Source organism: Dysgonomonas sp. HGC4, assembly GCF_001261715.1.
Taxonomy (GTDB): Bacteria; Bacteroidota; Bacteroidia; order Bacteroidales; family Dysgonomonadaceae; genus Dysgonomonas_A.
The window spans coordinates 1-3,848 of sequence record NZ_CVRU01000043.1 but is presented as its reverse complement, the minus strand read 5'-3'; the positions used below and the strand labels follow the sequence as shown (position 1 = coordinate 3,848).

Here is a 3,848-nt window from a genome sequence, read left to right as displayed (position 1 = left end):
AATTGTATTCCCTCTTTTTTAGGGCTTGCTTTATTATTAGTTATATTGATGACCTTGGTCTGAATTAAGATAAATATCATTACTCCAATTTAGATAGCTTCATCTGTAAAAAAGATCTCTTGATTACTTTTACAATCCTAAATGCTCATTCCAAGATTCAGCGTTTTTAACTGCTTCTTTCATGTGATTCACCCAGATAGTACGTATATCTTTATGATCTGCTAAACCTATAACATTAAAATTATTAGACCCAGTAAGAGTTCCGTTTGTACTAATAATAAAGCCCATCTTTTCGAGTTTCAGTTTCCAACTATATTGAGCCTCATGATCATTTTCATTGGGGTCTACTTTATCAACCGTTTGTCCATCTTCCAAATCTCCAAGCAGATCGTTTTGGGCATGATCACCAGCAATTGACATAAGTGGAGAAAGGCTAATTGTAATATCTTTAGGTTGCTTGCCTTTTCTTTGAGCAAAGCTTGTTACTTCTTCTCTTATGTGAGAAAACATTTTGTCACCCCAATCTACTGTTCCAACAAATATGTTTTTTTCGCCACTTAATTTTTGCAATGCCACTTCAAGTTTATCATACATTGCATTTGCCTGATTATATTCTTTATCGGGGTTGCCATGTCCCATAAGCGCAACTAGTTCTCCTTTATCTAAACGAGGCTTGTAATAGTTATAAAGAACTTTTGATACAGCTTCTACGTCTTCATCGGCTTCAAGCAGACACGAACTTTTAGCAACTCTAATATCAGGAAATGGAACCATAAAGTTCTTCTTCACGTCAGTATTCATCAAACTTAGATACTCTTCTCCTGGTATAATGTGTAACGATTGTACATAAACTGTTTTATAGCCTGCAGCACCAATAGCTGTTAACCAAAGATCGGGTTGTGCAAAAGCTTTACCCAACTGTGCATAAACACGCGATACGATCGTACGTGATGTAAACGAGAGATAAATATCCGTGTTAGGATAAGCAGCTTTATAATCGGCTATAATTTTTTCGTAAGTAGCTTGTGGTTGTTCATATGTACTACCGAATGAACAGAGTAATAAAGCTGTGTCGTGATTTTTAGCGATTTGAACTGGGTTTCTGTCATCTTTCTTGTTGTCATCATCATCAGAACATGAAGTGAATATGCCTATTGACAGAAATAAAGTCAAGGCAAACAAGTTTTTTAGAATTGTTTTCATAATAGAATAATTTAATAAGTATTATTTATTTTGATTTTGGAATTTTATAGTAACTGAAGTATAATAGTTTCTACCCGGAGAGGTTGTTGCTCTGTTATGACCAAAAGGAGTACGGTCTACATAGTTAAAGATATTATCTACTCCCAGATTAATGTCGAGATTCCATTTTTTCTTGTTTAGTACAGAATGAGAAGTATTTATACGCCACAATTGAAAACCTTTCGTATTTCCATCGGAAGTGTAATACCGTTTAGATTGATATCGCCCATTTAAACTTACTCCCAATTTGTATTTCTGCCACGAGTGAGACCAAGATGAGCGGAATGCGATATTATGACGAGATGTGGCATTCATATATACATATTTCATATAATCGTCAGATGTTTCATCATCAGTTCGTTGAGCTTTTGCATCTAAATAACTGTATCCGCCACCAATTTTTATGTTCATTGGTAAATCGGCATCAAAAGTAACATCAACCCCATAGGTACGTGCTTTCGCTAAATTGACATACTGCATGGTTTCTTCTACCAACTGCATTTTATCTTCAACTGAAGTTGGAATTGTTTGAAGGGAGATCATGTCTCGAATACTATTGTGAAAGCCTGTTATGCTTGCTTTAAATTTAGGTAAGTGGTATTCAATGCTTGTAGCATAGTAATTCGATTTTTGAGGTTTTAGATCCCTATTACCATAATAAGCCTTATACTTACTCATAATTGTGGCATAATATTGGTAGTATAACTCTTTTATAGTCGGAGCTTTAAAGCCATTGGAATAGGTGGCACGCAGATTGAAGTCTCCTAACTTATACATTGCCGAAATTTTGGGAGTTAGGGTCTGTCCAAAATCTTTATTATAATCTAGTCTTAAACCTGCTGTTATGTTGAACTGATCTGTTATATTCCATTCATCTTGCACGTAAGGAGATAAAGCGTAAGTAGAAGACCTATCTCCCTGCAATCTACGAGGCGACACTAGCTCGTCCCACATATACTCTAAACCTGCACTTAGCGTATTCTCTTTACCTAAATAAAAGACACCTTTTGAGTTGCTTAACCATCGGCGTTGAGATGTTTGAAGAATACGGTCATCGGGATAGTAAACGATCCTATTTCCGTTTTCATCAAAATAGTCGGTATATTCACGGTTTGTATAATCATAGTAATAGTCATAACGATCATAAGATAAATCGAATGAAAGAAAATTCTTTCCTGTAAGATTGTATTTTGCTCCTGCTGCGTAGGTCTGATTACGATAATAAAAATCATTTAATCTCCATAATGGAATCCCTGTCGGGCGATAAGTCCATTTCTCATGAAATGAGGCATCTGCTGTTAAGATTAAGTTTTTATTTACTTGATAAGATAAATTCTGTGACAGCGTATAGTTAGTCGATCTGTTTACTGTCTTGGTAACACTGTTATTGTATAATGTATTTCGATGCCATTCTTGGGTAGTATTTCTCCATCCGTCTGTATGATTAAAGATGAATGAGCTTGTTGAATTCCATTTACCATGGTTGAAACTAAAGCTGTTTCCTTGGTCTATATCCCCGTATTCTCCAATTCGGGTTGTATTGGATGCACTGAATTTATCTTTGTTTTTCTTTGATATGAAATTGATAACACCTCCAATTGCATCCGAACCATATAGAGAAGATACTGCACCTTTTACAATTTCAATTCGATCAATATTATGCATATTGATTCGGCTTAAATCGTTCTGACCACCAACGTCGCCATTTATCCGTTTACCGTCGATAAGAATTAGGATGTAATCGTTTTTCAATCCGTTTAATTGAAGGTTACTTCCCATGTCGTTTCGATTGAAAGTGAGAGAAGAAGATAATCCACCTAATACATCTTCTATGTCTCGACCCGCATACTCTTTTAATGCAGCACCCTTAATCACTTCAGTCTGCACAGGAGCATCCTTAAGATAGTGCTCAGTTCCTGTTCCTGTAACTACTATCTCATTCATTGAGGTGGGTTTGCTCTTCAAGGTCAAATTGACAAGAACTGAAGTGTCTTTGATTGTTATAGTGCTTTCTGCAGGAGTATAGCCAATGTAAGATGCAATTAGAGTGTAAGTATTGGGCGATAGATGGTTGATTGCATAATTACCGTCTTTATCAGTAGATACACTGATGTTGGTATTATGGAGATGGATGGTTGCACCAATGAGTGCTTCCTTATTCGAAAAGTCAGTGATAGACCCTTTGATCGAGAATTTTTGTGCATACAGCAAGTGACAACTTATTAAGAGCGTCACTAGGGTTAATAATGTACGATGGCTCATATTTTGTTTTATTTTAGTCAAATAAAATAAAACATCGAGTTTCCTTTACGCAGCTTATTACTGCTAAATAAAATAGTGATAAATACCTTTTTGCGAGTATCATACACAGCTTTCTATTCCTGGAAGCTTGGTGTTTATTATGATCTAGCAGGTCTTCTGGCTATCCTCTGGTCAAAAACCTTCCCATATCTATCCGATATAGTGGTTATAGAAATTTTGACCAACATAATGAGGAATTACAGCTGCAGGTACAGCCCCGGATTTTCACCGGGTTCCCTTTCATTAAAGTATAAGAAATACTTCAATTACTAAATCAGCGGCAAAGGTATAAAATATATTTATAT

2 protein-coding genes and 1 riboswitch are annotated in these 3,848 nt (G+C 35.7%); both genes read right to left on the bottom strand.

The window, feature by feature from the left end; genetic code table 11:
• Positions 1-129 precede the first annotated feature (129 nt).
• Positions 130-1,203 (bottom strand): sirohydrochlorin cobaltochelatase, encoded by a 1,074-nt coding sequence (locus HGC4_RS04020; protein WP_050708838.1) that lies wholly within the window; start codon positions 1,201-1,203, stop codon positions 130-132.
• Positions 1,204-1,224: 21 nt separating this feature from the next.
• Complete coding sequence (locus HGC4_RS04015) at positions 1,225-3,504, bottom strand: TonB-dependent receptor (RefSeq protein WP_082204064.1); 2,280 nt, start codon at positions 3,502-3,504, stop codon at positions 1,225-1,227.
• Between the two features lie 128 nt (positions 3,505-3,632).
• A riboswitch (cobalamin riboswitch) is annotated at positions 3,633-3,832 on the bottom strand.
• Between the last annotated feature and the right edge of the window lie 16 nt (positions 3,833-3,848).

Coding starts and splice junctions, on each gene's coding strand:
- HGC4_RS04015 (WP_082204064.1), bottom strand. CDS start 3,504: ATGAGCCATCGTACATTATTAACCCTAGTGACGCTCTTAATAAGTTGT.
- HGC4_RS04020 (WP_050708838.1), bottom strand. CDS start 1,203: ATGAAAACAATTCTAAAAAACTTGTTTGCCTTGACTTTATTTCTGTCA.